Raw genomic sequence first — 26,492 nt, forward strand, 5'->3', positions numbered from 1 at the left:
TCCGCCCGCAGCCGGCATAAAATCAGTTTTTGCCCAGGCGTTTTTCGATGGCGTCCATCAGCATACCGGTAATGGAAATCGGGAACGCGGCTTCGATTTCGCGCACGCAGGTCGGACTGGTGACGTTAATCTCCGTCAGCTTATCGCCGATAATATCCAGGCCGACAAAAATCAGCCCCTTTTCTTTCAGGATCGGGCCGACGTCGCGGGCGATTTTCCAATCGCTTTCCGTCAACGGCCGCGCCTCGCCGCGTCCGCCGGCAGCCAGGTTGCCGCGCGTTTCACCCGTTTTGGGAATGCGCGCCAGGCAATAGGGCACCGGTTCGCCGTCCACGACCAGCACCCGCTTGTCGCCGTCCTTGATTTCCGGCAGGAAGTTTTGCGCCATGCAAAAGTGCTGGCCGTAGCCGGTCAGGGTTTCAATGATGACCGACAGGTTGGGGTCTTCTTTTTTTACCCGGAATATCGAGGTGCCGCCCATGCCGTCCAGCGGTTTGAGGATGATGTCGCCGTGTTCCTGCCAGAACGCGCGGATATGATCGTCGCGGCGGCTGACCAGGGTATCCGGCGTATGGTGGGCGAACCAGGCGGTAAACAGCTTTTCGTTGCAATCGCGCAGGCTGCGCGGTTTGTTGACGATAAGCGCGCCTTTATCTTCCGCCCGTTCAAGTATATAAGTGGCGTAAATGAATTCGGTATCGAACGGCGGATCTTTACGCATCAGGATCACGTCGAGATCGCCAAGCTCGATATCCTGCTCGCCGTGGAAACTATACCATTGGTCATAATCCTGTTTTACCGCCAGCAGGCGGGTGGTGGCGCGCGCCTCGCCGCCGCGCAGGTACAGCGAGCTCATTTCCATGTAATGGATCTGCCAGCCGCGGCGTTGCGCTTCGAGCAGCATGGCGAAACTGGTGTCTTTCTTGATATTGATGGAGGATATGGGATCCATCACGATGCCGAGCTTTAACATTGGTTTCTCCTTTACCCCAGATCGCCGAAACGCACCTGCAGTGCGGTAATGACGGTGAGCGCTGTGGTTTCTGTGCGCAAAACACGGGGCCCCAGCTGGATTTCGGTAAATCCATGGCGTGAGGTCATGGCTATTTCTTCCGGGGACAGGCCGCCCTCCGGGCCAATCAGCAGCCGTACCTTATCGACCGGCAGCGGCAGCGTATTAATACTGTGCGCGGCGCGCGGGTGCAGGTTGAGTTTTAATCCTTCATCCCGCTCGGCGCACCACGCCTCCAGGTCCATGGCTTCCCGGATCAGCGGCAGACTGTTACGGCCGCACTGCTCGCAGGCGCCGATGGCGATTTTCCGCCATTGCTGGATTTTTTTCGCCATGCGGTCGTCATCCAGCTTGACCCCGCAGCGCTCGGAAAACAATGGCGTAATCACATTGACGCCGAGTTCGATGGATTTTTGGATGGTAAATTCCATCTTCTCGCCCCGGGACATGACTTGTCCTAAATGCAGTTGCAACGGGGACTCGAAATTGGCCGGACGAGAGGCGATGATGGTGGCCGTGACGTTTTTCTTGCCCGCCGCGGCAATCTCCGCTTCGAAGATATGATTGCTGCCGTCGAACAGATGCAGTAATTGTCCTTCGGACATGCGCAGTACGCGCGTCAGGTGGTGCGCGGCGTCTTCATCGAGCGCCACGGTGCCCTTGGCCGGGAGCGGCCCGGGATGGTAAATACGCGGTATTCGCATGCTGGTATCGTTTTCGTCCTGGTTGGTGCGCGGCGCGCGTCATCACATAGTAGGCAGCAGTGTTACGACTGGCAAGCCCGCTGAATATAGGGATTGGCGTTGCCCTGTACCTTTTCGATGCGCCGGTTGCGTTCGCATTCCCAGGCGGTGACGGGATATTGCCGATCCCAGACCTCGAACAGCTGGGTTTGCTGGCGCGAGATATTCAGATGATAACGGTCGCGCATATAAAAATAGGTGCGCGCAATGGCGCCGCGCGCACGCGCCGGCGGTTCGGCCTGTTTATTCTTGAAATCGATTTTCATGGCGCACTGGCCGTACTGTCCCTCGCCGCCGCGCCATTGGCTGTACTGGAAATTGCCCCGATCGCCGTTGACTTCGCCTATCGCCGGCTGCAGGTTGTGCAGGTCGTTTTCCATTTGCCGATAGTCAGCATCTTTGGCGCAGTTTTTGCGCCCGCCTTCCTGCCAGCACCTGTGCTGATGGCCGAATTCCCAGGCCGGCACCACGTGTTCCCATTCGATCCGGTTGGCGCGCAGGGCGCTTTTGCGCACCTGGTAACCGCATGATGCCAGATCCGGGGTGCCCTTTTTTCCCTGCCAGTCGATTTTGCAGCCGCAATAAAAGGAACCCGGCGCATCCTGGTTGATTTTTACCGCCGCCGCTTTCGCCTGGCTGAAGTTATTGATGTTTTGCGCCAGGACGCCGCCGGCGATCGGCAACAGGGAAAAACAAAGGAACCAAACAATTCTGTGTTGCATCTTCGGATTCATTAAAAGGAAAAACGCAGGTTAACCAATCCCGGGGTTGCAGGCAAATCGAAGCGGCAAAAAAAATCCTGCCGGCGCGGTTTTCCGCGCCGCTGCCAATCGATATCACTTGATTTGGAAATGATCGTTTCCTATATTGGGGGCCTGCCTGCAACCCTATAGGAAGATGTTATGACTGACTCTATACCATCACCGTCCCTGAAACCTGGCTTCAGGATAGCGGCGGCCGTCGCCGCGTCGCGCCCGGACGCGGATCTGGCCGGATTTGTCCATCGCTTCGCCACCGTGGCGGGGGTAAGGATCCACTATGTCGATAACGGCCATAGCGCCGGCGGGGATACGAGCGATACAGCATTGCCCGAGGGCACGGGCGGCGACGCGGTGAAGACGCGCGCGGAAACGTCCGCCGCCGATCCGCGCCCCGTGGCGGTGCTGTTGGCGGGGTTTCCCGAAAGCGGGTACGCCTGGCGAAAAGTCATGCCGCTGCTGGCGCGGGGCTATCGCGTGATTGTCCCGGACCTGCCGGGGCAGGGGGATTCGGATCGCCCGCAGGCCGGCTATGACACTGAAAGCCTGGCGAACGCCGTGCATGGCTTGCTGCGCCAGCTGGGTATCCGGCGCTATTTCCTGGCCGGCCACGATATCGGCGCCTGGGTGGCTTATCCCTACGCGCTGATGTTTGGCGACGAGGTGCGGCGTCTGGCGCTGCTTGATGCCGGCATCCCGGGCATCACCCTGCCCGACGCGCTGCCCACGGCGCCGGACCGGGCCTGGCGCACCTGGCATTTTGCTTTTCACGCCATTGCGGACCTGCCGGAAGTTCTGATTGCCGGACGCGAGCGGGAATACCTGGACTGGTTCTTGCGGCGCAAGACCGCCAATCCACAGTCTTTCACCGATGCGGATATCGATGAGTACCTGCGCGCCTTTAAGCAAGACGGCGGGCTGCGCGCCGGCCTGGCCTATTACCGGGAGGCGGCGCTGTCCGCGGCGCAGAACCGGCGCCTGAGCGGGAACGGCGGGCTGGCGATGCCGGTACTGGCGCTGAGCGCCGATCAGGGGTCCATCATCGATATGGCCGCCCCCCTGCGGGCCTTTGCCGATAATGTGCAAGGGGTGGTGGTGCCCCACTGCGGGCATTTCCTGCCGGAAGAGCAGCCTGAAGCGGTGGCCCGCGAGCTGGAGGGGTTCTTTAGCGCCGGCTGAGCCCGGCGCCGCTGTTATTCCATCACGTTTTCGGCATCGTTATCGCCGGCAAAGCGCAGCACAGCGCCGCATTGGCGGCAGCGGTACACCGACTCGCCGCGTACGATGCGGTTATGGCGGCGCACCGTCAGTTCGTGGCGCTGGCATCCGCACTGGTAGCGGTAGGTATTGGTGCGCACCGTCGCCAGGTCGAAACCGTGGGTGCGGCGGGGCTCGGTATGCAGCACGCTTGCCATCATCCAGCGCCACTCGCTGCCGTGGGGCGCCACGCGGCCGAACTGGCGAAACACCAGCAGATGGGCGAGCTCGTGGGGAATCACCTCGTCGATAAAGCTGTCCTGGTTGGCCAGCAGCAATACCGGGTTGAGCCGGATTTCCCATTTATCCAGCCACGCGGTGCCCGCCGAGGTGCCGCGCTGCTGGTAATTCAACAGCGGCTCCGGGAAGGTGGTGTTGAAATAGTCCCCTGCCTGGCGCAGCTTGGCACGCAGACATGACATAACGGCCTGGTGAAGGGCGATGGGGATGCGGTTCGGTTTCATAACGGCAAGATTAACCGGCGCGGTTAACAGATGCAAGCGACGCAATAGGTTGGGAAAGGCTGGGTTTAGCCGGGATGGACGCTGGCGCCATGCCGCGGGAAAGCCGGGCACGGCGCGGAGGTATGGCGGATTGCCGCCGGCGCCGGGGCGGCTTGCGCCGCTCCGCCGCCGCCAGCCGGCTCGTTCACCGGCTGGACGAACCGACGATTATTTATCGCCGATTTCGCGCAGGCGTTTGCCGGTCATCAGGTTGCGCTCGATATGTTCCAGCGAAATATTCTTGGTTTCCGGAATCAGCCAGAATGTCAGGAGAATAAACAGCACGTTCAGCCCGCCGTAAACCCAGAACGTATTGGCGTTCCCCAGTACATCAAGCATGGTCAGGAAGGTGGCGCCGACGATCATATTGGCGATCCAGTTGGTGGCCGTGGAAACGGTTATACCAAAATCCCGGCCCTTCAGCGGCTGGATTTCGGAACACAGTACCCAAATCAGCGGACCGGCGCTCATCGCAAAACCCACGATAAACATCATCAGCATAATGATGGCGAAGTATTTGCGGAAGTCGGTTTCAACGCCGATATGCAGCAACGCGCCCAATACGCCCATACCCACCGCCATCACCAGGAAGCCCAGCTTGAGGGTCGGCTTGCGGCCCCAGCGGTCAACCAGGCCGATGGCGATAAAGGTGGCCAGAACGTTGACCAGGCCGACTATCACCGTGCCCCACATTTGATCCGTGGTGCTGGAGAAACCGGCGATGCCGAAGATCTTCGGCGCGTAGTACATGATGACGTTCATCCCGGTGAACTGCTGCATCACCTGCAGCAGAATGCCGAGATACACCACACGGCGGAAATTGCCGTTATTGGTAAACAGCGCCCAGCCGCTTTGTTTTACCTTCAGGCTTTCGCGAATCTCTTCCAGCTCTTTCTTGGCCTGCTCGGACGTGTCGCGCAGCATGTTCAGCACCTTCTGCGCCTCGATGTAGCGGCCTTTCGCCGCCAGCCAGCGCGGGCTGCCGGGCAGGAACAATACGCCGATAAACAACAAGACCGCCGGGATGGTGATGATGCCCAGCATCCAGCGCCAGGAACCGCTATAGCTGAACGCGGTATCCGACAGGTAAGCCGCCAGGATGCCGATGGTGATCATCAACTGGTACATGGAAATCATGCTGCCGCGAATTTTTTCCGGCGCAATTTCCGACAGATATAAAGGGGCGGTATAAGAAGCGACGCCGACGGCCAGCCCCAGGATGATCCTGGCAACCACCAGCAGTTCGACATTGGGGGAAAACGCCGAGCATAACGAGCCGATGACGAATAATAACGCGCCGATCAGCAAACTGTATTTACGCCCGAGCTTGGCTGACAGCCAGCCCGAACCTACCGCGCCGACCGCGGCGCCGAACATCATGGAACTGACCACCCATTCCTGCTGATGCGCGGTAATTTGCAGCTCATCGGACAGGAACGGCAATGCCCCGGCAATAACGCCGATATCCAGGCCGAACAGCAGCCCGGCAAGCGCCGCCATAAAGCAGACGAAAAAGGTGATGCGGGCATGAGATCTGCCTGACCGGGGTTTGGCAGTACTCACATTGGCAGTACTCATAGTACCTCCCTAAAACTACACAATTATTAATTATGAATGTTAAATAAACGTATGCGGATATAGTGTGCGCCAGATCACAACTATGTAATCGTTTACACAGACTTATCCTGAATTAACAGCACTAAAAGCCAGGGCCATGCCGCTTATCAATCTAAAATGATGTTTTAGAAACAACTTTCGCGTCGGTCCGGTTGATATATAACATATAGCTGAAAATGAAGCGGTAGCAAAAAAAAATCGAAAATTTAATCCCAATTAACTTGATGATAAAATTGATTTTATTGTTCTGTAATCGCTTTCAGAAAGGCTAAAAAAAAACGGCGATCATCAGATCACCGTTAAGTAGTGTAGTCGAAGAAATCTCCGGCGGTACGACTTATCTTATCCCGCTTATAAACCGGCGGCATCGCGCAGCAGCGCGGCTTTATCGGTTTTTTCCCAGGGGAAATGCTCGCGGCCGAAGTGACCATAGGCCGCCGTTTCGCGATAAATCGGCTGCAGCAGATCCAGCATGGTGATAAGGCCGTGGGGACGCAGGTCGAAGAACTCGCGTACCAGCTGGGTCAGTTTTTCGATGGAGACTTTGCCGGTGCCGAAGGTTTCGATGCTGATGGACGTGGGTTCCGCCACGCCGATGGCGTAGGAAACCTGGATTTCACAGCGATCGGCCAGGCCGGCGGCGACGATATTTTTTGCCACGTAGCGGGCGGCGTAGGCTGCGGAACGGTCGACCTTGGAGGGATCTTTGCCCGAAAACGCGCCGCCGCCGTGACGGGCCATGCCGCCGTAGGTGTCGACGATGATTTTACGCCCGGTCAGGCCGCAGTCGCCCATGGGGCCGCCGATAACAAACCGGCCGGTGGGGTTGATAAAATATTTGGTGCTGGACGACAGCCATTCGGCGGGCAGGACCGGCTTGATGATCTCTTCCATGACCGCTTCCTGCAAATCGCGCAGGGAGACGTCTTCTGAATGCTGGGTAGAGAGCACGACCGCGTCGATGCCGACGATTTTATCGTTGTCATACGCAAAGGTGATCTGGCTTTTGGCATCCGGACGCAGCCAGGGCAGGGTGCCGCTTTTGCGCACCTGGGACTGGCGCGCCACCAGGCGATGGGCGTAGGTGATCGGCGCCGGCATCAGTACTTCGGTTTCGTTGGTGGCGTAACCGAACATCAGCCCCTGGTCGCCGGCGCCCTGTTCGAGCGGGTCGCTGCGATCCACGCCCTGGTTGATATCGGGCGATTGCTTGCCGATGGCGCTGAGCACGGCGCAGGAATTGGCGTCGAAACCCATGTCCGAATTGATATAGCCGATATCGCGAATGGTGCTGCGCGTCAGTTCTTCTATATCCACCCATGCGCTGGTGGTGATTTCACCGCCAACCAGCACCATACCGGTTTTGACAAATGTTTCGCAGGCCACGCGCGCCTTGGGATCCTGGGCCAGGATCGCGTCAAGCACGGCATCGGAAATCTGATCCGCGATTTTATCAGGATGTCCTTCTGAAACGGATTCGGACGTAAATAGGTGTTTAGCCATCGGTCTCTTTACCTTAACATACGGGTTAGGAATGACTGCGTAGCGCTGGGATTCAGCCATAAGGGAAAAGCGATTTTCCGATGATGGCGTTACGCGTCCTGCAACGTCCCGCGGATAACGTCGTTAGCAGTAAGTACTCACAGTAAGTAATAGTATAAGTAAGCTATCCAGTTTAGATGGATTAACTTCTGGATGGCTATTCTAGGACACCCGCTTGGCGAATTACCAGCGATTTTTTCGCCCTGGCGCCTCCGCGCAGGCCGCGGCGGCACCCGATCGTGCGGTAATCGCGCCCGGGGCTGATTTAAATTTTGCTTTTTCGCGGGGCAGGCTGTATAAATTCGCGCGCATAAGCAACGGTAAGGTGAATGTCTTTCATTTACATCCGGTAACTTTTTATCTGTCCCGGCCCGGCGTAAGCCGCCAATGGCCGGCATTTGCGGGAGGTGGCACAGTTAATGATTCGTTATTTTCCGGTCAACCCCGACCACGCTTCCGCTCGCCCGGCTTGTCCGGCGCACCCTGTTTTTCCAGCATTTCCGCTCTGTTATGGCCGATGTTGCCCGCCAGGCCGCCGACATGCGGGCGCTTCCCAGGATTCCAGGGCCGGTTGACGGTTGCTCATTACCGGACCCGGGCCATGCGGTCTTTCATGCGGACCCTATTTTTTGGGCGATCCACCACCCCGTCTCACGGAGTTCATCAAGGTGTTTTACAATTACTGTACTGATGTACCGGATGCCGATTGCGTCCGGCGGCGCTTATTGCCGTTGGCGGGCTGCGGGTTTACGCACAACAACTATGCCACCGACGGTGGTGTCCACGCTCCAACATTGATGAACGGGAACGCCAACTGGAACCCCGGGAGAGAGTTACGTCATGTCTGATGATCATAAGCACCAAGGGTCCCACCGGTCCGCACCCCATGAAAACTTGCGTTCCATGCAGGAGGTAGCCATGAATGACAGCGATGCCAGCAAAATGATGAGTACCTACAATGTCGCGTATTGGGGCAATAATTATTTTGATGTCAATGAGCTGGGCCATATCAGCGTTTGCCCCGATCCCGATTTCCCCGAGGCGCGGGTCGACCTGGCGGAGCTGGTGAAGGAACGGCAGAATGACGGGCAGCGGCTGCCGGCCCTGTTCTGCTTTCCGCAGATCCTGCAACACCGCCTGCGTTCCATTAACGGGGCGTTTAAGCGCGCCCGCGAATCCTTTGGCTATCGGGGCGACTATTTCCTGGTTTATCCCATCAAGGTTAACCAACATCGCCGGGTGATTGAATCCCTGGTGAATTCCGGCGAGCCGCTGGGGCTGGAAGCCGGCTCCAAGGCGGAACTGATGGCGGTGCTGGCGCATGCCGGCATGACGCGCACCGTGATTGTCTGCAATGGCTATAAAGACCGCGAATATATCCGCCTGGCGCTGATCGGCGAAAAGCTGGGCCATAAGGTTTACCTGGTCATTGAAAAACTTACCGAAATCAAGCTGGTGCTGGAAGAAGCCGAGCGCCTGAACGTGGTGCCCCGCCTGGGCGTGCGCGCCCGTCTCGCCTCGCAGGGCTCGGGCAAGTGGCAGTCCAGCGGCGGCGAAAAATCCAAATTCGGGCTGGCGGCGGTCCAGGTGCTGCAACTGGTGGAACTGCTGCGCAGCAAAGGACGGCTCGACAGCCTGCAACTGCTGCATTTCCATTTGGGTTCCCAATTGTCCAATATCCGCGATATCGCCTCCGGCGTACGGGAATCGGCGCGTTTTTATGTGGAACTGCACCGCCTGGGCGTGAATATCGAATGCTTTGATGTCGGCGGCGGCCTGGGGGTCGATTACGAAGGCACCCGTTCTCAGTCCGATTGTTCGGCCAACTACGGCCTGAACGAATACGCCAACAATGTGATTTGGGGTATCGGCGATGCCTGCAACGAATATGACCTGCCGCATCCGACGGTGATTACCGAGTCCGGCCGCGCCGTCACCGCCCACCATACGGTGCTGGTATCGAACGTTATCGGCGTGGAGCGCAACGAGTTCAGCGAACCGCTGCCGCCCGCCGAGGACGCGCCGCGCCCGCTGGAAAGCATGTGGCAGACCTGGCAGGAAATGCAGGAACCGCAAAACCGCCGCTCGCTGCGCGAATGGCTGCACGACAGCCAGATGGACCTGCACGACGTCCATACCCAATATACCCACGGCATGCTGGATTTGAGCCAGCGCGCCTGGGCCGAGCAGCTCTATCTGAATATTTGCCGCATGATCCAGACGCAGCTCGATCCGAGCAACCGCGCGCACCGGCCGATTATCGATGAACTGCAGGAGCGCATGGCCGACAAGCTGTACGTTAACTTCTCGCTGTTCCAGTCGATGCCGGACGCCTGGGGCATCGATCAGCTGTTCCCGGTGCTGCCGCTGGAGGGGCTGGATAAACCGCCTGAAGGCCGCGCCGTACTGCTGGATATTACCTGCGACTCAGACGGCACCATCGATCACTATATCGATGGCGACGGCATCGCCACCACCATGCCGATGCCGCCGTACGATGTGGATAACCCGCCGCTGCTGGGCTTTTTCATGGTCGGCGCCTATCAGGAAATCCTTGGCAATATGCATAACCTGTTCGGCGACACCGCCGCGGTGGATGTCTTTGTGTTTAAAGACGGCAGCGTGGAGCTTAATGAGTCCGATGAAGGCGATTCAGTAGCCGATATGCTGCAGTATGTGCAGTTGGATCCGGCGGTACTGTTGACCCGTTTCCGCGATCAGGTGAAAGAGACCGATCTGGACGGCGCGCTGCAGGCGGAGTTCCTCGAAGAGTTCGAGGCCGGCCTGTATGGCTACACTTACCTGGAAGATGAATAAGAAAGGACGGACTATGAGCACCCTGGGCCATCAATACGATAATTCCCTGGTTTCCAATGCCTTTGGCTTTTTGCGTTTGCCGTTGGAATTCAACCCCTATGACGCCGATGCCGATTGGGTGATTACCGGCATTCCCTTCGATATGGCCACCTCGGGCCGCTCCGGCGGCCGTCACGGCCCGGCGGCGATCCGCCAGGTTTCCACCAACCTGGCCTGGGAAGGCTGCCGCTGGCCGTGGGACTTCGACGTGCGCCAGCGTTTAAAGGTGGTCGACTGCGGCGACGTGGTGTTTGATTTCGGCGATGCGCAGGATCTGAGCGATAAGCTCCAGCAGCACGCGGAGCGTTTACTGGCGGCGGGCAAACGCCTGCTCTCGTTTGGCGGCGATCATTACGTCACGCTGCCTTTGCTGCGCGCGCATCATAAGCATTTCGGCAAAATGGCGCTGGTGCATTTCGACGCCCATACCGATACCTACAGCAACGGCAGCAAGTTCGATCACGGCACCATGTTCTACCATGCGCCCAACGAAGGCCTGATCGATCCCACCCGGTCGGTGCAGATCGGCATCCGTACCGAATACGATCGCGATAACGGCTTTACGGTGCTGGACGCGGGGCAGGTCAACGATCGCAGCGTCGACGATATCCTGGCCCAGGTCATGCAGATTGTCGGCGATTTGCCGGTTTACCTGACCTTTGATATCGACTGCCTGGATCCGGCGTTCGCGCCCGGCACCGGCACGCCGGTGATCGGCGGCCTGAGCACCGATCGGGCGCTGAAGCTGCTGCGCGGCCTGCAGCCCCTGAATATCGTCGGCATGGATCTGGTGGAAGTGGCGCCGGCCTACGATCATTCGCAAATCACCGCCCTGGCGGCGGCCACGCTGGCGCTGGAAATGCTCTATATCCAGGCGGCCAAAAAACCGCGGTAAATCCGCGCTGACGGGCGCGCCCTCCCCGGGGTGCGCCGGACCGGGCGGCCATCCCGCCCTTTATTTGCCCGCCGCGATGCGATCGCGGATATGCTGCGCCCGCGCCTGCGACGTCGGATGGGAATCAAACATACTGCCGCCTTGCCCCTTTTCCATGCTGGCCAGCTTTTCAAAGCTGGTCACCAGCCCCTGCGGGTCGATATGACGTTTTTTCAGCAAATCAAAGGAATAGTCGTCCGCTTCGCTTTCCTGGCGCTGGGAAAACTGCGCGCCGATCAACGCCTGCCCAAGCTCGCCCAGCTGCGATTGCGATAACGCCGCCGTGACGCCGCCCACCGAGGCCGCGGCGGTGCGCGCCGCGGTGGTGGCATAGGCCAGCTGCATGGCCTTGCGGCTGTGCCCCAGCGCGACGTGGCCCATTTCATGGCCGACCACCGCCTCGACTTCATTATCCGTCATCAGATCCATCAGGCCGCTGTAGACGCGGATGCAGCCATTGGCCATGGCCCAGGCGTTGACGTCCTTGGTCAGGTAAACCTTATAATCGGCCGGGGTGCCGGCGATATTATCCCCCAGCGCGGCGGCAACGGTCGCCAGGCGCTGGGCGTAGGGGCTGCCGGCGGGGGTGATTTGCGCCTTCTGGTCCATTTGCGCGCAGGATTCGGCGCTCAGCGCCTTGACCTGGCTATCGCTCAGGGTGGCCGCCACAAACGCCTGGCCGCCCGATTGCATCAGGGTGTTCTGGTCGAGATTTTCACAACCGCTCAGCAGCGTGATGGCGATAATGCTTAAGCCGGCCCAGGGCAGTACAGAGAGGGTCATTATTTTGTTTTCCCATAAGATATTAAGAAAAATTGTGAGTCTGTTAACAGATTTTACGGCATGAATGATGATGTTTTTTCCATCGCATCGTCGTGCCGTACGATCAGGGGATTATCCCCTATTTATCGCGCATTCCTGCATATACAATTATGACCTTTTTAGGGTACATTTATCGATATTTTCACAGTCTCTGAAGTTAAGTGATTGATTTTATGATGGCTTGGGCAACGAGACACTATTCAATCCGAAACGGAGTAATTCATGACATCCCGAAAAGAGCTGGCTAACGCCATCCGCGCGTTAAGCATGGACGCGGTGCAAAAAGCCAAATCCGGCCACCCCGGCGCCCCGATGGGCATGGCGGATATCGCCGAAGTGCTGTGGCGCGACTACCTCAACCATAATCCCGCCAATCCCAAATGGGCCGACCGCGACCGCTTTATCCTCTCCAACGGTCACGGCTCCATGCTGCTTTACAGCCTGCTGCACCTGACCGGCTATAACCTGCCCATCGAGGAGCTGAAGAACTTCCGCCAGCTGCATTCCAAGACCCCGGGCCACCCGGAATACGGTTACACCGCCGGCGTGGAGACCACCACCGGGCCGCTGGGACAAGGCATCGCCAACGCGGTGGGCATGGCGATAGCCGAGCGCACCCTGGCGGCGCAGTTTAACCGTCCGGGCCATGACATCGTCGACCACCATACCTATGTGTTTATGGGCGACGGCTGCATGATGGAAGGCATCTCCCACGAGGTCTGCTCGCTGGCCGGCACCATGAAGCTCGGCAAGCTGACGGCGTTCTACGACGATAACGGCATATCCATCGACGGGCATGTGGAAGGCTGGTTCAGCGACGACACCGCCTCGCGTTTCGAAGCCTATGGCTGGCATGTGGTGCGCGGCGTCGACGGCCACGACAGCGCGGCGTTGAAAGCGGCGATTGATGAGGCGCGCGCGGTAACCGACCGGCCGTCGCTGCTGATGTGCAAGACGGTGATTGGTTTTGGCTCGCCGAACAAGGCCGGCTCCCATGAAGCGCACGGCGCGCCGCTGGGCGAGGCGGAAGTGGCCGCCACGCGCGTGCAACTGGGCTGGAACTCTCCGGCGTTCGAGATCCCGCAGGACATCTATGCCCAATGGGATGCCAAAGAAGCCGGCGCGGCCAAAGAAGCCGCCTGGAACGATAAGTTCGCCGCCTACCGCAGCGCTTTCCCGGCGCTGGCGGCGGAATTCATCCGCCGCACCGAAGGCCGCCTGCCCGCCGACTGGCAGGCGAAGAGCCGGGCGTATATCGAAAAACTGCAGGCCAACCCGGCCAATATCGCCAGCCGTAAAGCCTCGCAGAACGCCCTGGACGCCTTTGGCCCGGATCTGCCGGAACTGCTGGGCGGTTCCGCCGACCTGGCGCCGAGCAACCTGACGCTCTGGGCGAAATCCGTCTCCCTGGGCGACGATAAGGCGGGTAATTATATTCACTACGGCGTACGCGAGTTCGGCATGACGGCGATCGCCAACGGCCTCGCGGTGCACGGCGGCTTCGTGCCCTACACCGCCACCTTCCTGATGTTCGTGGAGTATGCCCGCAACGCGGTGCGCATGGCGGCGCTGATGAAAATCCGCTCCATCTACGTGTATACCCATGACTCCATCGGGCTGGGCGAAGATGGCCCGACGCATCAGCCGGTGGAGCAGTTGGCGAGCCTGCGGCTGACGCCGAACATGCGCACCTGGCGCCCGTGCGATCAGGTGGAATCCGCCGTGGCCTGGCAGCAGGCGGTGGAGCATGCCACCGGTCCGAGCACCCTGGTGTTCTCGCGCCAGAACCTGACGCAGCAGCCGCGCAGCGCGCAGCAGTTGGCCGATATCGCCCGCGGCGGTTATGTGCTGAAACACTGCGACGGCACGCCTGAGCTGCTGATTATCGCCACCGGTTCGGAAGTGTCGCTGGCCGTGTCGGCGTGGGAAACGCTAAGCGCCGAAGGCCGCCGGGTGAGGGTGGTGTCGCTGCCGTCGCCGGAGGTATTCGATCTGCAGGACGCGGCGTACCGTGAGGCGGTGCTGCCGAAGGCGGTGGGCGCGCGGCTGGCCATCGAGGCCGGCATTGCCGATTACTGGTACAAGTATGTGGGCCTGAACGGTGCCGTCGTCGGCATGACCAGCTTTGGCGAATCCGCGCCGGCGGAGGAGCTGTTTACCCTGTTCGGCTTCACCGCCGAAAACGTGCTGGACAAGGCGCGCACGCTGTTGGCGTAGCCTGCTGGCCTCCTCGCCACGACGCTTAAAGGCACCTGCGGGTGCCTTTTTTATTGGCGCGCCGGCGGGCGCGCTAAGCCCCCGCCGGCGCGCCGCTATCCCGCTGTCTTCAGCCTGGGTTCATGGCGGCAAAGGTGGCGTCGTAGCGACCCTCCCGCTCGGCCCAGCGCCGGGCCCTGTCGCGCTCGACCAGCACTTCGCCTGCGGGGTGATCCCCCGAGGCCAGCAATTGCATGACCTCCGCTACATAAGCCGCGAGCGGAACCGCGCGCGGGTCGCGAGCCTGCCGATCGCCCGTGAGCCCGGTCTGTACGTAGGGCGGCGCCAGTTCCAGCACATCGATGGGAATATGGCGCAACTGATGGCGCAGCGATTGTAACCAGGAGTGCAGGAAGGCCTTGCTGGCGCAATACGTCGGGAAATCGGCGCGGGGTACGAAGGCTAGGTTGGAACTGGTGGCCATGATGACCGCGTCCGGCCGCCCTTGCAGCACCGGCAGAAACGCGGCGGTAACGCGCAGCACGCCCATGATATTGGTTTCCACGATGTCCCGGGCGTCGGAAACATCCCAGCCGGCCGCGGTCATGTCCTCCGCCCGCGAGATACCGGCGTTGGCGATAAGCACGTTGAGCTCAGGAAAGCGCGCGCGCACGTCGCCGGCGAGGCGGGACAAGGAGGCCGGATCGTTAAGATCGAGGGACATCCCGACCATGCCGGGCCTGCCCGCCGTGATTTCATCTAGCAGGGCCTGCCGGCGCCCCGTGACGACGACCTTATTGCCCAGGTCGTGGAAGGCATCGGCCAGCCCGCGGCCGATGCCGCTGGTGCCGCCGGTGATAAGGATAGTGTTGCCGGTCATTTTCATCATTCGTCGCTCCTGTATTGTATTGTGATCGTATGCTTATGGTCTGACCGCCTCCCGACTCACCCTGCAAATGGCGAGGCGGAGAACGGCCGGGGCGCAAACGCGTCCCCGCGTGATGGCGGGTTGCCCGCGCGGCCAGGGACTGAACACGACTGTCCGGAACAAATATAGAATCATGACGCACCGCGGGCGATCGGGCGAAATAAGGGGCGGTGACGGCAAGTAACGCCGGAAAGGCCAGAGCCAGGGTAATCGCGGGGGAATGCCCCGGCAAGACAGCGGTACGAGACAGGCGGACGAATGCGAAAAAAGGGGATGATGTCATGATAAAGCGCCTTTAGTGACCCCGAGACACTCCCTGCTGGGATCCTCTCGGCAAAGGACGCGTTGGATGACGGTAACGCCTACGACAGCGCCGTGCGGGCTACTGCGCGAACAATTATTACGTGGTTATTCCTTATCGTCAATATCTGAATTTTTCCCCGACAAATGCACAAAAAAACACCATTTTAACCGGCGGAAACGGATCTGCGTCACATATTTGGCAAAATTATTCCGCTGCTATCTAATTTTGATTATTCTAGCTGAAGCGTTTCAGTTGGCGGTGGCGCCGGCGGTTTTATTCATCAGCGCCGCCTCCGCCAACCACGGGGCCCCAGGCAGTGATCACCCGCGTGGCTTCTGGCCGCGCGCTCATTTTGACCGCCGCCGGCCGGCGCGGAATTATCGCAAAAAGCGGCATGGGACGCATTTCGTGGTATAGTTGACTGTATAACATGCTCTACAATCATGACCGCATTTCAACGTTATCCTCGCCCGTCCTGACGGACGGCGGCCTGCCACGGGGCGCGTGAGCACGAGACGCAACGTTTCCCCCAGGCCGGTATGTTAAAAAATAACGGTGATGAAACAAGGGCAGACAATAAACAGACACACGGCTGCGCCAATGGAGAGGTTCTCCCGCCAGGCGCAGACCGTAAGCGGCTTCTCGGCCGGCGGGCGACGATGCGCCTCCCGCCGTTCAGGCAATTTTCCAAGAATCAACAAGAGGGTTCACCATGGCTGTAATTAAGATGACCGATCTGGATCTGGCTGGTAAACGCGTGCTTATCCGTTCTGATCTGAACGTTCCGGTTAAAGACGGGAAAGTCACGTCCGACGCGCGCATCCGCGCGTCCCTGCCCACCATTGAAGCCGCCCTGAAACAAGGCGCGAGCGTCATGGTGACGTCCCATCTTGGTCGTCCGACCGAAGGCGAATACAACGAAGAGTTTTCTTTGCTGCCGGTAGTGAATTACCTGAAGGAACATATGTCCGCGCCGGTACGTCTGGCCAAGGATTATCTGGATGGCCTGGAAATCAAGCCGGGCGAGCTGGTGGTGCTGGAAAACGTCCGCTTTAACAAAGGCGAAAAGAAAGACGACGAAACCCTGGCGAAAAAATACGCCGCACTGTGCGATATCTATGTCATGGACGCCTTCGGCACCGCGCACCGCGCCCAGGCCTCTACCCATGGCGTGGGAAAATTCGCGCCTATCGCCTGCGCCGGCCCGCTGCTGTCCAATGAACTTGAAGCGCTGGGCAAGGCTCTTGGCAACCCGGCGCGCCCGATGGTGGCCATTGTCGGCGGATCCAAGGTGTCGACGAAACTGACCGTGCTGGACTCCCTGTCCAAAATTGCCGATCAGCTGATTGTCGGCGGCGGCATCGCCAATACCTTTATCGCCGCCCAGGGCCACAACGTGGGCAAATCCCTGTACGAAGCCGATTTGATTCCTGAAGCGAAGCGCCTGCTGCAGACCTGCCAGATCCCGGTCCCGACCGATGTCCGCGTCGCCACCGAATTCTCGGAAACCGCGCCGGCCACCCTGAAATCCGCCAGCGAGATCAAAGACAACGAGCAGGTGCTGGATTTGGGCGATGTGTCCGCGCAGCAGCTGGCCGATATCCTGAAAAAAGCCAAGACCATTTTGTGGAACGGCCCGGTGGGCGTGTTCGAGTTCCCTAACTTTCGCAAAGGCACCGAAATCGTGGCCAACGCCATTGCCGACAGCGACGCGTTTTCCATCGCCGGCGGCGGCGACACCCTGGCCGCCATCGACCTGTTTGGCATAGCGGACAAAATTTCTTATATTTCCACCGGCGGCGGCGCGTTCCTTGAGTTCGTGGAAGGCAAAAAACTGCCGGCCGTGGTTATGCTTGAAGAGCGCGCAAAACAATAACGCATTAGCGAGCCGGGCGCGGCATCACGGCGCCCGCAAACATCGTTGCGAATGCAGGCTAGGGCAACGGTATTTGATTCCCTCCATCAATGGCCTACAGAACAGGACAAAGCAATATGTCTAAGATTTTTGATTTTGTAAAACCAGGCGTCATCACCGGTGACGACGTACAAAAAGTATTTGCCGTGGCGAAGGAAAACCACTTTGCCCTGCCCGCCGTTAACTGCGTAGGCACGGATTCCATTAACGCCGCGCTGGAAGCCGCCGCGAAGGTACGCGCGCCGATTATCGTTCAGTTCTCCAACGGCGGCGCGGCTTTTATCGCCGGTAAAGGCCTGAAGGTCGAAGGCCAGACTGCCGCGGTTCTCGGCGCTATCGCCGGCGCGCTGCATGTCCATCATATGGCGGAGCATTACGGCGTGCCGGTTATCCTGCATACCGACCATTGCGCCAAAAAACTGCTGCCCTGGCTTGACGGCCTGCTGGACGCGGGTGAAAAACATTACGCCGCCACCGGCAAACCGCTGTTCTCCTCGCATATGATCGATCTGTCCGAAGAGCCGCTGGAAGAAAACATTGAAATCAGCGGCAAGTACCTGGCCCGCATGGCCAAGCTGGACATGACGCTGGAAATCGAACTGGGCTGCACCGGTGGTGAAGAAGACGGCGTGGACAACAGCCATCTGGATAACTCCGCGCTGTATACCCAGCCGGAAGACGTGGCCTACGCGTATGAAAAGCTCAACGCCATCAGCCCGCGTTTCACCATCGCCGCCGCCTTCGGCAATGTGCATGGTGTTTACAAACCGGGCAACGTTAAGCTGACCCCGAAAATTCTGGATAACTCGCAGAAATTCGTTTCGGAAAAATTCGGCCTGCCGGCTAACTCCCTGAACCTGGTGTTCCACGGCGGCTCGGGCTCGACTCCGGAAGAAATTAAAGAAGCGGTGAGCTACGGCGTCGTGAAAATGAACATCGATACCGATACCCAATGGGCAACCTGGGAAGGTATCCTGAAGTATTACCACAAGAATGCCGGCTACCTGGAAACCCAGCTGGGCAACCCGGAAGGCGACGACAAACCGAACAAGAAATTCTACGATCCGCGTGCCTGGCTGCGTGCCGGACAGGTCTCCATGGCTACCCGCCTGGAACTGGCGTTTCAGGAATTGAATGCGATAGACGTGCTGTAATTTTTCCGCCGTCATTGCCCTTCTCTAAAGGCCTCCCGCGTGGAGGCCTTTAACGTTATGATAAGGCGCATTATTTTCGGCCGTTTTTCCACCTGACGTTGGCAGTCATCCGATTATTGGTTACGCTTAAAAGGCTCCGTTGTTGCCGGCACGTCAGCGCCGGCAGGTTTTTTTTTGCAATACACCAGAGTGGGATGACCTAAATGGAAGATCTAAACGTAGTCGATAAAATCAATGACGCCGGCAGCTGGCTGGTCAATAACCAGCAATTATTAATCCATTACGCGGTGAACATCGTCGCCGCCATTATCATTCTGATCGTCGGGATGCTGGTTGCGGGCGTCATTTCGCGCACCCTCAACAAACTGATGAGAACGCGCCACATCGATATTACCGTGGCGGACTTTCTCTCCGCCATTGTCCGTTACGGCATCATCATTTTCACCATTATCGCGGCCCTGGGGCGCATCGGCGTGCAGACCGCGTCGGTGATTGCGGTTATCGGCGCCGCCGGCCTGGCGGTAGGCCTGGCGCTGCAAGGCTCGCTGTCCAATTTCGCCGCCGGCGTGCTGCTGGTGACCTTCCGCCATTTTCGCGCCGGGGAGTATGTCGATTTCGCCGGCACCGCCGGCACCGTGCTGGTGGTGCAGATCTTTTCCACCACGCTGCGCACCTTCGACGGCAAAATGATCGTGGTGCCCAACAGCAAGATCCTGTCCGGCAATATCACCAACTTCTCGCGGGAACCCAACCGGCTGATCGATTTGATTATCAGCGTGAGCTACGACGCCGATATCGAACAGGTGAAAAGCCTGCTGACCGATATTATCGCCGCCGACAGCCGCGTGCTGAAAGATAAGGGTATTACCGTGCGCCTCAACGCCCTGGGGGCCTCGTCGCTCGATTTTATGGTCCGCGCCTGGGTACCGCGGGATGCGCTGCAAAACGCCACCTTCGACCTTCTGGAAAGCTTTAAACGCGCCCTTGACGAGCACCAGATCGGCATTCCCTATCCGCAAATGGATGTGCATATGTATCGCGCGCCCAAGCCCAAATCCGAGGCGGCGGCCGAGGGCGGCCATTCGCCCGCGGCCCCGGCTGCGCCGCGGCAACCCTCCTGAGAGGCCCTGCCGCTAAACCCGCCGGCGCGGCGGGTTGTCACGCCATGCCGGCGGTCAGCCTTGCACGCTGCCGCACAGGTGATCAGATTATAAGCAATGCTAATGCAAGATTAATTTATTCCATTTCAACTGATATCCGCTTCTGATTACACTAGCGCTACTTTTTATTGGCAGCAGGCGGTGAGCGACGTGTGGGTTATTTTTATGCAGGGTTTTGCGTTGGGCATGGCGACCATTGTGCCCCTTGGGCCGCAGAATATCCTGGTGATGAACCAGGGCATACGGCGGCAATATCATTTGCTGATCGCCACTTTGTGCCTGTTAAGCGATATGGCGCTGATTATCGCCGGCGTTTTTGGCAGCAGCGCGCTGCTGTCGCAGTCGCCCATATTGTTGCAGGGCGTGACCCTGGCGGGGGTGGCGTTTTTGGCGGTGTATGGCTTTTGCGCGCTGAAAAACGCCTGGCGCGGGGAAGGGGCCGACCGCGCCGGTGTCCCGGGCGAGGCCTTCCGCCCGTCGCGGCGGCGCATTATTCTTACCATGCTGGCGGTGACCTGGCTTAATCCCCACGTTTACCTGGATACGCTGGTGGTGCTGGGCAGTATCGGCGGGCAACTGGAGCCGGCGGCGCGGCGCTGGTTCGCCGGCGGCACCATCGGCGCGTCCCTGGTATGGTTCTACGGCCTGGCCATGCTGTCGGCGCGTCTGGCCCCCTGGCTTAACCGCGGCCGGGTGCAGCGCGGGATCCAGTTATTCGTCGGCGTGGTGATGTGGCTGGTGGCGCTGCAACTGGCGCGCCAGGCCTGGCAGATGTTTACCGCGCAGCCGGTGTAGTGCCCGGGGCGTGGCGCTGCATGAGATTGAGAACTTATCCTATATTTTAACGCAACGGCAACGATTATGCTGGGTGCCGATAATCACGTAACGGTAAATAAGCGCAAAGGGCGTTGTTTTTAGATGAAAATGCGCAATCATAGGCGGTATTTTCATTTATATTCAGCGCATTTTGCCGCACAGGAGACGTCATGAAGGTCAAAGCATTGCTGTTAACCACCCTGTTGGGATTAGGATCGTTTACGACCCAGGCGCTGGCCGCCGAGCTTCCCGCCGGGCCGCATGTGATCACCTCCGGCACGTCAAGCGTCGAGGCGACGCCGGATATCGCCACCCTGACCATCGAAGTGTCGATTTCCTCGAAAGACGCCGCCGACGCCAAAAAACAGGTGGACGCGCGCGTGGCGCAATATTTTGATTTTCTGAATAAAAACGGCATTGAAAATAAAGATATCGACGCCGCAAACCTGCGCACTCAGCCGGAATATGATTTTTTAAAGACCGGGGAATCGGTGCTGAAAGGCTATCGCGCCGTGCGCCAGGTGCAGGTCACGCTGCGCCAGCTTGACAAGCTCAATGAACTGCTGGACGGCGCGCTGAAATCCGGCCTGAATGAAATCCGCTCCGTCGAGCTGGGCGTGGCTAATCCGGACGCCTACCGCGATCAGGCGCGCAACAAGGCGATTGAAAACGCCACTTCCCAGGCCCGTTCGCTGGCGGAAGGCTTTAAAGCTACCCTGGGGCCGATTTTCAGCATCCGTTACCATGTGGCGAACTACCAGCCGGTGCCGGTGGCGCGGATGTTTAAGACCAACGAGGCCATGTCGCAGACCGATGCGGCCCAGACCTATGTCCAGCAGGCGATCCATTTTGACGATCAGGTGGATGTCGTGTTCGAGCTGCAACGCCAGCCCTAGGCGGCGGGTGTGGCCGATGCGTCCCACTGCGGGGCGCGCCGGCGCTGTGCGGCCCTCAGGCCTGGCGCAAGACCTGCCGGCCATGGGAGAGCAGGGCATCGGTCACTTTGCGCATCATGCGGCTTTCCGGCGCAAACCGATGCCAGAACAGCATGCGGCGCTGGTACAGGCCCGGCGTCAGGTCTATCAGTTCGCCCGTCGCCAGCTCCCGTTCGATTTGCAGATGCGGGATCATGCAGCAGGTCGTGCCCTGGCGCGCCAGCTGCACGAAGGCTTCCGATGAGTTGACGATATGGCAGGGCACGCTGCCCGGCGGCAGGTCAAAGTTCTGCTGCAAAAACGCCTGGTGCATATCGTCCAGATGGTCAAACGCCACCGCCGGCGCTTTCAGCAGCGCGCTGCGCGTCACGCCGTGGGGGAAATAACGATCGGCAAAAGGCTGGGATGCCACGAACAGATAATCCAGGGCGCCCAGTTGATCCACCAAGCAGCTCGGCAGCGGCTGGGGCTGGATACTGACCGCGCCCACCACTTCGCCGCGCCTTAGCCTTTCCTGGGTACGCGTTTCATCTTCCACCTGTAAATTAAGGCGGATAGGCGAATCGGTCAGCACCGGTTTCAGCGCCGGCAGCAGCCAGGTCGCCAGGCTGTCGGCATTCACCGCCAGCGACAGCAGCAGCGGCGTGTCGCTGCCGTTATCGGTGCCCAGCCATTCGTCCTCCAGCAATTCCACCTGATGCAGCAAGGCCAGCAGCTTTTGCCCTTGCTCGGTGGGCCGTGGGGGAATGGTACGCACCAGCAGCGGCTGGCCAAACAGGTTTTCCAGTTGTTTTATGCGCTGCGATACCGCGGATTGGGTGATACATAATTTTTGCGCGGCGCGTTCAAAACCCCGTTCCCGTATCACGGCGTCAAGCGCCTGCAGCGTCCGATAGTCCGGGCGTTTCATTCTTTATCCCCTGCGTCGATATCTCTGTGCATCAATAGGTACTTTTTGGTCACCGGTTTTCACTATGCCATAGATTGACCCGGTTGCGGACGCAAAATTTTAGCCGTGTCAGGCGCGGGCATCCGGGATGCGGCGGGTTGTGGCGGAATTCACGCCATCGGCGATGATATTGTTTTATAATACCGCCCACTTTCCGTAGCCAAGGCTTAATTATTTATGACGCAGGATGAACTGAAAAAGGCGGTGGGCTGGTCGGCATTGAAGTATGTGAAACCGGGCACGATCGTCGGCGTCGGCACCGGGTCCACCGCCGCGCATTTTATCGATGCCCTGGGCAGCATCAGGAATCAAATCGAAGGGGCGGTCTCCAGTTCGGACGCTTCTTCGGCCAAGCTGAAGAGCCTCGGTATCCCGCTGCTGGATCTCAACAGCGTCGACGTGCTGGACATCTATGTCGACGGCGCCGATGAAATCAACGGCCAGATGCAGATGATCAAAGGCGGCGGGGCGGCCCTGACGCGCGAAAAAATCATCGCGGCGGTCGCGCGTAAATTTATCTGTATCGTCGATGGATCCAAACGGGTGGACGTCCTGGGCAATTTTCCCCTGCCGGTGGAAGTGATCCCGATGGCGCGCGCCTATGTGGCGCGCGAGCTGGTGAAACTGGGCGGATTGCCGGAGTACCGCCAGGGCGTGGTAACCGATAACGGCAATATTATCCTGGACGTGCGCAACCTGCGCATCCTGGACGCGGTGGCCCTGGAAGACAAAATCAACAGCCTGCCCGGCGTGGTGACCGTGGGCCTGTTTGCCCGGCGCGGCGCGGATGTGGCGCTGATCGGCACCGCCGGGGGCGTTCAGGTTATCGAGTAACAGGCCGGTTTTACCACCGCCCGGCGCCGCCGCCGGCTTTCCACGCCGGCGGCGGTGGATGTTAATTTTGTTTACATAGCATCTTTTATCGCCGCAGGCGAAATTCAGTGATAAATGTCACATTTATGCCATCGGCCTGCTATATATATGACGCTTCTCCACCAGACCAGAGGATTTATCCATAGCAATCGCTTATGGCTGCGTCTTATGCTGTCTTAAGGATAAACGGCCCTGTTGCCGCCACGGTAATTTTTGTTATTTTGTCCGGGTGCTGTGTGTTGCAGTCGCATCTGAAGTCTCAAAAAGGGTCGGGAAATGGCAAAAGTATCGCTGGAAAAAGATAAGATTAAGTTTCTGTTGGTCGAAGGTGTTCACCCCAGCGCGGTGGATAACCTGAAACGCGCCGGTTATACCAATATTGAATACCATAAGGGCGCGCTGGATTCCGCGGCACTGAAAGCCTCCGTGCGCGACGCGCACTTTATCGGCATCCGATCCCGTACCCACCTGACGGAAGACATCTTTGCCGCGGCGGAAAAACTCGTTGCCGTCGGCTGCTTTTGTATCGGCACCAATCAGGTCGATCTGAAAGCCGCGCTGAAAAAAGGCGTGCCGGTATTCAATGCGCCTTTTTCCAATACCCGCTCCGTGGCGGAATTGGTGCTCGGCGAAATGCTGCTGATGATACGCGGCGTCCCGGAGGCCAACGCCAAAGCGCACCGCGGCCAGTGGAACAAGCAGGCGAGCGGCAGCTATGAAGCGCGCGGCAAGAAACTGGGCATCATCGGTTACGGCCATATCGGCACCCAGCTGAGTATCCTGGCGGAAGGCCTGGGGATGCAGGTGTTCTATTACGATATCGAGAGCAAACTGTCCCTGGGCAACGCGCGCCAGGTGGATTCGCTGCCTGAGCTGCTGGGTATGTGCGACGTGGTCTCCCTGCATGTGCCGGATACCCAGTCCACCCGCAATATGATGGGCAAGGAAGAATTCGGCCATATGAAGCCGGGGTCGCTGTTTATCAACGCCTCGCGCGGTACGGTGGTGGATATCCCGGCCCTGTGCGACGCCCTGGCCAGTAAACATATCGCCGGCGCCGCCGTGGACGTGTTCCCGGAAGAGCCCGCCACCAACAGCGATCCGTTCAACTCGCCGCTGTGTGAATTCGATAATGTGATCCTGACGCCGCATATCGGCGGATCCACCGAGGAAGCGCAGGAAAATATCGGCGTGGAAGTGGCGGGCAAACTGGCCAAATACTCCGATAACGGTTCGACCCTGTCGGCGGTCAATTTCCCGGAAGTCTCGCTGCCGGAACATGGCGATAACGTCAGCCGTTTACTGCATATCCATGAAAACCGTCCCGGGATCCTGACCCGCATCAACCAGATTTTTGCCGAGCAAAGCATCAATATCGCCGCCCAGTATCTGCAAACCACGCCCGAAATCGGTTATGTGGTCATTGATGTGGAAACCGATACCGAAAATACCGCCCTACAGCTGCTGAAGGCGATACCCGGCACTATCCGCGCCCGCCTGCTGTACTGATAGCTGCGCGCCTGACGTGGTCGACCCCAGCCCCGGCTTAGCGAGCCGGGGTTTTTTTATGGGTACCGCCAACTTACCGTGCACGCCGGGTACACCACCGGGCCAAGGGCTGCCATCCGTCCCCGGCGGTTTACCAGCGCCAGTGCCGCGACGGGGTAACAATTTCCGGCAACGGGATATCCCAGGGCTCCGCCGGTATGGCGTCCACCTGCTGGCAATCGTGGGCCAGCCCGATGGGGTAGAAGCCGGCGCCGCGCCGCCAGTGCCGCAGGGTGCGATCGTAAAAGCCGCCGCCCATGCCCAGGCGCTGGCCCCGGGCATCAAAGGCCACCAGCGGGGTAAACAGGATATCGAGATGCCGCGCCGGCAAGAGCTGGGTCACGTCCAGCCGCGGCTCGCTGATATGCAGGCGGTTCAGCACCAGCGGCGTATCGGGCCTGTAGCGCAGGAACAACAGGTGGCCCGGGCTGAAAGGGTGCAGCACCGGCAAATAGACGCGCTGGTCGCGTTGCCAAAGCGCCTCAATAAGCGGCCGGGTATCCAGCTCGCCGTCAAACGATAAAAACAGCGCCAGGCTGCCGGCCGCGGTAACCCGCGGGTCGGCCAGCAGGGTTTTGACCAGCGCCGCGGCCGCAGCGGCCTGTTGGCCCGGGGTGAGCCGGCGGCGTTGCCGGCGGATATGGTTGCGGAGGCTTTGCCGCTGCAGGGACGTTTCGGGCGACTGGGTCATGGCTGATTACGCGCTATACCGGAAAAAGAAGGTAATAAAGTATGTCATAAAGACGGTCCGGGGGGATGTCATAACGTACGCGGATAAAGAAATCGGGTCTGAAAAAGCGCTGTCGGGGAATAGAGTGTGGCAGGGGGGAAGCCTGATACGCCGTGCCGAGAGCCGTACCAAGCCGCGCCGCTGACGCGCGCGTCCGCTGCTGATGCAAACCGACGCTACGCTATAAAGGGATCTCCGAGATGCCGCCGCAGGCTGTAACCCTTGAACCCATGGTTCAAGGTGAACGCAGCGTTATAACCTTAAGGCTTCTCGGACGAACCGAGCTTGCGCACCAGTTACAGATCGCCACATTCTTGTGGTAAAAATTATCGGCTCAGGGGACGGGCCCGCTGGCGAACACCTCAGAGAAATTTTGTATTCCTGTTCCGCGGGATTTTCCCGGCGGCTATCGTTACTCGAACTGCGTGCCTGGTCGCTCGGAGATACGGCCCTGTTCTACCAGTGCCTGCTCAATCGTCTGCTGCAGTAACCGGATCCGCTGTTCCATGTTGGCGGCGTAATCACGGGTTTTAACTCTTTCCTGCGCCAGTTCGTGGCATACGTTCAGTGCCGCGATAAAAACAAGCTGTTCTGTATTGGTGACTCTAGTGCGAACTTTGAGATCTTGCAACCGCTGATTAAGATCTTCCGCCGCCTGGTTCAACGCTTCTTGTTGTTCCGGCGGGCAATTTACCCTTAACGTGCGGCCAAAAATTTGAATATCTACCGGTTGTGCGGACATACCACCTTCCTGCTTTGTTACCGCGCCGACGCCAGGCCACTCCCGTTTCACCATTGCGGGAGCACAGGGCGGGCGCAACTATACTCTATATCCATGCGCTATATCAAACAGAAGAATCCATATAAAACAGAAGATACACGCCCTTTCTGGTATAGCTACGGACCTTGGTGGTAGCATAACACGAACTTATCCTGCCAA

The 26,492-nt window shown here is 59.1% G+C and carries 22 protein-coding genes and 1 other RNA gene; 11 read left to right on the plus strand and 12 right to left on the minus strand.

Annotated features, from left to right (window positions below; translation table 11 throughout):
- Nucleotides 1-22: 22 nt before the first annotated feature.
- The 3 genes from gshB to endA all read right to left on the minus strand — a co-directional run bounded on the left by gshB (nucleotide 23) and on the right by endA (nucleotide 2,477).
- The gene (gene gshB / locus ACL2XN_RS22035) at nucleotides 23-973 is read right to left on the minus strand and encodes a glutathione synthase (protein WP_410013572.1); all 951 of its coding nucleotides are present in this window, start codon (nucleotides 971-973) and stop codon (nucleotides 23-25) included.
- A gap of 11 nt (nucleotides 974-984) precedes the next feature.
- Nucleotides 985-1,716, minus strand: coding sequence for a 16S rRNA (uracil(1498)-N(3))-methyltransferase (rsmE, locus tag ACL2XN_RS22040; protein ID WP_410013573.1), 732 nt, complete (start codon nucleotides 1,714-1,716; stop codon nucleotides 985-987).
- A 62-nt stretch (nucleotides 1,717-1,778) separates the two neighbouring features.
- Nucleotides 1,779-2,477, minus strand: coding sequence for a deoxyribonuclease I (gene endA / locus ACL2XN_RS22045; protein WP_410013574.1), 699 nt, complete (start codon nucleotides 2,475-2,477; stop codon nucleotides 1,779-1,781).
- A 180-nt stretch (nucleotides 2,478-2,657) separates the two neighbouring features.
- Between endA and ACL2XN_RS22050 the strand changes: the two genes are divergently transcribed.
- Nucleotides 2,658-3,692, plus strand: coding sequence for an alpha/beta fold hydrolase (locus ACL2XN_RS22050; RefSeq protein WP_413729477.1), 1,035 nt, complete (start codon nucleotides 2,658-2,660; stop codon nucleotides 3,690-3,692).
- Nucleotides 3,693-3,706: 14 nt separating this feature from the next.
- On the opposite strand, the gene ACL2XN_RS22055 is transcribed toward ACL2XN_RS22050, so the two are convergent.
- The 3 genes from ACL2XN_RS22055 to metK form a co-directional block, all read right to left on the minus strand.
- The gene (locus ACL2XN_RS22055) at nucleotides 3,707-4,234 is read right to left on the minus strand and encodes a SprT family zinc-dependent metalloprotease (protein ID WP_410013576.1); all 528 of its coding nucleotides are present in this window, start codon (nucleotides 4,232-4,234) and stop codon (nucleotides 3,707-3,709) included.
- 207 nt (nucleotides 4,235-4,441) lie between these two features.
- Complete coding sequence (locus ACL2XN_RS22060) at nucleotides 4,442-5,851, minus strand: sugar porter family MFS transporter (RefSeq protein WP_410013577.1); 1,410 nt, start codon at nucleotides 5,849-5,851, stop codon at nucleotides 4,442-4,444.
- A gap of 390 nt (nucleotides 5,852-6,241) precedes the next feature.
- Entirely contained in the window at nucleotides 6,242-7,393 is a 1,152-nt protein-coding gene (gene metK / locus ACL2XN_RS22065; RefSeq protein WP_410013578.1) for a methionine adenosyltransferase, read from the minus strand.
- Between the two features lie 879 nt (nucleotides 7,394-8,272).
- Here metK and speA point away from each other — a divergent pair.
- Nucleotides 8,273-10,249: a biosynthetic arginine decarboxylase gene (gene speA / locus ACL2XN_RS22070; RefSeq protein ID WP_410013579.1), complete on the plus strand. Its 1,977-nt coding sequence runs from the start codon at nucleotides 8,273-8,275 to the stop codon at nucleotides 10,247-10,249.
- 13 nt (nucleotides 10,250-10,262) lie between these two features.
- Entirely contained in the window at nucleotides 10,263-11,183 is a 921-nt protein-coding gene (speB, locus tag ACL2XN_RS22075) for an agmatinase (protein WP_413729478.1), read from the plus strand.
- 60 nt (nucleotides 11,184-11,243) lie between these two features.
- Here the strand turns inward: speB and ACL2XN_RS22080 are convergent, their stop codons facing one another.
- The gene (locus tag ACL2XN_RS22080; RefSeq protein WP_413729479.1) at nucleotides 11,244-12,005 is read right to left on the minus strand and encodes a M48 family metallopeptidase; all 762 of its coding nucleotides are present in this window, start codon (nucleotides 12,003-12,005) and stop codon (nucleotides 11,244-11,246) included.
- 261 nt (nucleotides 12,006-12,266) lie between these two features.
- Here ACL2XN_RS22080 and tkt point away from each other — a divergent pair, with 261 nt between their 5' ends.
- Nucleotides 12,267-14,261, plus strand: a complete 1,995-nt coding sequence (tkt, locus tag ACL2XN_RS22085) for a transketolase (protein ID WP_413721423.1) — start codon at nucleotides 12,267-12,269, stop codon at nucleotides 14,259-14,261.
- A 109-nt stretch (nucleotides 14,262-14,370) separates the two neighbouring features.
- Here tkt and ACL2XN_RS22090 read toward each other — a convergent pair whose 3' ends face one another.
- A complete protein-coding gene (locus tag ACL2XN_RS22090) occupies nucleotides 14,371-15,129 on the minus strand; it encodes an SDR family oxidoreductase (protein ID WP_413721422.1) in 759 nt (252 codons plus the stop codon).
- A gap of 1,055 nt (nucleotides 15,130-16,184) precedes the next feature.
- On the opposite strand from ACL2XN_RS22090, the gene pgk reads away from it, so the two are divergent.
- The 5 genes from pgk to ACL2XN_RS22115 all read left to right on the plus strand — a co-directional run bounded on the left by pgk (nucleotide 16,185) and on the right by ACL2XN_RS22115 (nucleotide 21,413).
- Complete coding sequence (gene pgk / locus ACL2XN_RS22095; RefSeq protein WP_410013584.1) at nucleotides 16,185-17,348, plus strand: phosphoglycerate kinase; 1,164 nt, start codon at nucleotides 16,185-16,187, stop codon at nucleotides 17,346-17,348.
- 116 nt (nucleotides 17,349-17,464) lie between these two features.
- Complete coding sequence (gene fbaA / locus ACL2XN_RS22100) at nucleotides 17,465-18,541, plus strand: class II fructose-bisphosphate aldolase (RefSeq protein ID WP_410013585.1); 1,077 nt, start codon at nucleotides 17,465-17,467, stop codon at nucleotides 18,539-18,541.
- A gap of 203 nt (nucleotides 18,542-18,744) precedes the next feature.
- A complete protein-coding gene (mscS, locus tag ACL2XN_RS22105; protein ID WP_410013586.1) occupies nucleotides 18,745-19,662 on the plus strand; it encodes a small-conductance mechanosensitive channel MscS in 918 nt (305 codons plus the stop codon).
- A 204-nt stretch (nucleotides 19,663-19,866) separates the two neighbouring features.
- Entirely contained in the window at nucleotides 19,867-20,496 is a 630-nt protein-coding gene (locus ACL2XN_RS22110; RefSeq protein ID WP_413723493.1) for a LysE family transporter, read from the plus strand.
- Between the two features lie 191 nt (nucleotides 20,497-20,687).
- Nucleotides 20,688-21,413, plus strand: a complete 726-nt coding sequence (locus tag ACL2XN_RS22115; protein WP_413729480.1) for an oxidative stress defense protein — start codon at nucleotides 20,688-20,690, stop codon at nucleotides 21,411-21,413.
- A gap of 55 nt (nucleotides 21,414-21,468) precedes the next feature.
- On the opposite strand, the gene ACL2XN_RS22120 is transcribed toward ACL2XN_RS22115, so the two are convergent.
- Nucleotides 21,469-22,362: a LysR family transcriptional regulator ArgP gene (locus ACL2XN_RS22120; RefSeq protein ID WP_410013588.1), complete on the minus strand. Its 894-nt coding sequence runs from the start codon at nucleotides 22,360-22,362 to the stop codon at nucleotides 21,469-21,471.
- 216 nt (nucleotides 22,363-22,578) lie between these two features.
- Here ACL2XN_RS22120 and rpiA point away from each other — a divergent pair, with 216 nt between their 5' ends.
- Both rpiA and serA read left to right on the plus strand, forming a co-directional pair.
- Complete coding sequence (rpiA, locus tag ACL2XN_RS22125; RefSeq protein WP_410013589.1) at nucleotides 22,579-23,235, plus strand: ribose-5-phosphate isomerase RpiA; 657 nt, start codon at nucleotides 22,579-22,581, stop codon at nucleotides 23,233-23,235.
- A 315-nt stretch (nucleotides 23,236-23,550) separates the two neighbouring features.
- Nucleotides 23,551-24,783 (plus strand): phosphoglycerate dehydrogenase, encoded by a 1,233-nt coding sequence (gene serA, locus ACL2XN_RS22130; RefSeq protein ID WP_413721421.1) that lies wholly within the window; start codon nucleotides 23,551-23,553, stop codon nucleotides 24,781-24,783.
- 130 nt (nucleotides 24,784-24,913) lie between these two features.
- Here the strand turns inward: serA and ACL2XN_RS22135 are convergent, their stop codons facing one another.
- The 3 genes from ACL2XN_RS22135 to zapA form a co-directional block, all read right to left on the minus strand.
- Nucleotides 24,914-25,513, minus strand: coding sequence for a 5-formyltetrahydrofolate cyclo-ligase (locus tag ACL2XN_RS22135; RefSeq protein WP_413729482.1), 600 nt, complete (start codon nucleotides 25,511-25,513; stop codon nucleotides 24,914-24,916).
- 227 nt (nucleotides 25,514-25,740) lie between these two features.
- Nucleotides 25,741-25,924: non-coding RNA, 6S RNA (gene ssrS / locus ACL2XN_RS22140), on the minus strand.
- A 40-nt stretch (nucleotides 25,925-25,964) separates the two neighbouring features.
- On the minus strand, nucleotides 25,965-26,294 hold the full coding sequence (zapA, locus tag ACL2XN_RS22145; protein ID WP_410013592.1) for a cell division protein ZapA: 330 nt from the start codon (nucleotides 26,292-26,294) through the stop codon (nucleotides 25,965-25,967).
- Between the last annotated feature and the right edge of the window lie 198 nt (nucleotides 26,295-26,492).

The sequence above is a fragment of the Sodalis sp. RH22 genome (genome assembly GCF_047324165.1).
Lineage (GTDB): Bacteria > Pseudomonadota > Gammaproteobacteria > Enterobacterales > Enterobacteriaceae > Acerihabitans.

Bases quoted from the DNA above. Each gene is read 5' to 3' on its own strand.
- ACL2XN_RS22110 (WP_413723493.1), top strand. From the start codon at position 19,867: ATGCAGGGTTTTGCGTTGGGCATGGCGACCATTGTGCCCCTTGGGCCG.
- zapA (WP_410013592.1), bottom strand. From the start codon at position 26,294: ATGTCCGCACAACCGGTAGATATTCAAATTTTTGGCCGCACGTTAAGG.
- speB (WP_413729478.1), top strand. From the start codon at position 10,263: ATGAGCACCCTGGGCCATCAATACGATAATTCCCTGGTTTCCAATGCC.
- ACL2XN_RS22060 (WP_410013577.1), bottom strand. From the start codon at position 5,851: ATGAGTACTGCCAATGTGAGTACTGCCAAACCCCGGTCAGGCAGATCT.
- ACL2XN_RS22090 (WP_413721422.1), bottom strand. From the start codon at position 15,129: ATGATGAAAATGACCGGCAACACTATCCTTATCACCGGCGGCACCAGC.
- ACL2XN_RS22120 (WP_410013588.1), bottom strand. From the start codon at position 22,362: ATGAAACGCCCGGACTATCGGACGCTGCAGGCGCTTGACGCCGTGATA.
- fbaA (WP_410013585.1), top strand. From the start codon at position 17,465: ATGTCTAAGATTTTTGATTTTGTAAAACCAGGCGTCATCACCGGTGAC.
- ACL2XN_RS22080 (WP_413729479.1), bottom strand. From the start codon at position 12,005: ATGACCCTCTCTGTACTGCCCTGGGCCGGCTTAAGCATTATCGCCATC.
- endA (WP_410013574.1), bottom strand. From the start codon at position 2,477: ATGCAACACAGAATTGTTTGGTTCCTTTGTTTTTCCCTGTTGCCGATC.
- ACL2XN_RS22135 (WP_413729482.1), bottom strand. From the start codon at position 25,513: ATGACCCAGTCGCCCGAAACGTCCCTGCAGCGGCAAAGCCTCCGCAAC.
- serA (WP_413721421.1), top strand. From the start codon at position 23,551: ATGGCAAAAGTATCGCTGGAAAAAGATAAGATTAAGTTTCTGTTGGTC.
- ACL2XN_RS22050 (WP_413729477.1), top strand. From the start codon at position 2,658: ATGACTGACTCTATACCATCACCGTCCCTGAAACCTGGCTTCAGGATA.
- rpiA (WP_410013589.1), top strand. From the start codon at position 22,579: ATGACGCAGGATGAACTGAAAAAGGCGGTGGGCTGGTCGGCATTGAAG.
- mscS (WP_410013586.1), top strand. From the start codon at position 18,745: ATGGAAGATCTAAACGTAGTCGATAAAATCAATGACGCCGGCAGCTGG.
- tkt (WP_413721423.1), top strand. From the start codon at position 12,267: ATGACATCCCGAAAAGAGCTGGCTAACGCCATCCGCGCGTTAAGCATG.
- ACL2XN_RS22055 (WP_410013576.1), bottom strand. From the start codon at position 4,234: ATGAAACCGAACCGCATCCCCATCGCCCTTCACCAGGCCGTTATGTCA.
- speA (WP_410013579.1), top strand. From the start codon at position 8,273: ATGTCTGATGATCATAAGCACCAAGGGTCCCACCGGTCCGCACCCCAT.
- pgk (WP_410013584.1), top strand. From the start codon at position 16,185: ATGGCTGTAATTAAGATGACCGATCTGGATCTGGCTGGTAAACGCGTG.
- metK (WP_410013578.1), bottom strand. From the start codon at position 7,393: ATGGCTAAACACCTATTTACGTCCGAATCCGTTTCAGAAGGACATCCT.
- gshB (WP_410013572.1), bottom strand. From the start codon at position 973: ATGTTAAAGCTCGGCATCGTGATGGATCCCATATCCTCCATCAATATC.
- ACL2XN_RS22115 (WP_413729480.1), top strand. From the start codon at position 20,688: ATGAAGGTCAAAGCATTGCTGTTAACCACCCTGTTGGGATTAGGATCG.
- rsmE (WP_410013573.1), bottom strand. From the start codon at position 1,716: ATGCGAATACCGCGTATTTACCATCCCGGGCCGCTCCCGGCCAAGGGC.